Source organism: Paraburkholderia sp. SIMBA_053, from assembly GCF_046534895.1.
Taxonomy (GTDB): domain Bacteria; phylum Pseudomonadota; class Gammaproteobacteria; order Burkholderiales; family Burkholderiaceae; genus Paraburkholderia; species Paraburkholderia caledonica.
Genome location: NZ_JAWRXU010000178.1, coordinates 1 through 388, shown reverse-complemented (window position 1 = coordinate 388; position 388 = coordinate 1). Strand labels below are relative to the sequence as shown.

The 388-nt window shown below is 62.1% G+C and carries 1 protein-coding gene and 1 pseudogene; both read right to left on the bottom strand.

Features of this window, described 5'->3' with window-relative positions; genetic code table 11:
• Positions 1–260: DUF1415 family protein (locus SB753_RS35155; protein ID WP_410804666.1), on the bottom strand; the 260-nt coding region annotated here is incomplete at its 3' end.
• A gap of 28 nt (positions 261–288) precedes the next feature.
• A pseudogene (locus tag SB753_RS35150) lies at positions 289–388 on the bottom strand (TetR family transcriptional regulator); the annotation flags it as partial.

Genomic DNA, 388 nt, shown 5'->3' with positions numbered 1-388 from the left:
TCGCCGAGCGCGTGCGGAATGATGAGCAGCGTCGTGTCGATGGCGGCGGGATCGGCATCCGCCAAAGTGCGCAGCTCCGCTTCCAGATCGGTCAATACGCCTTCCATGCCCGTCGCTTCGCTGATCGCGTAGCGAATCTGGTTTTTCACATGCACTGCTTTCGCGAACGGGCACAGGTTTAGCCCGATCACGGCACGTGTCAGCCAGTGGCGCGTGGCGTCGAGGATGGCATCGTGCGAAAGAGGGGACGTTGAAGACATGGCGGTGCAGGCAGGAAACGCAAAACCGCTATTTTACCGACGCCTCTCCACACGCCTGCGCGACAAGTTGTTCTGCCACTCGCGGCGCGACCGAAATCGGTCCGCAACCCGGGCCGTAGGTCTGGCTC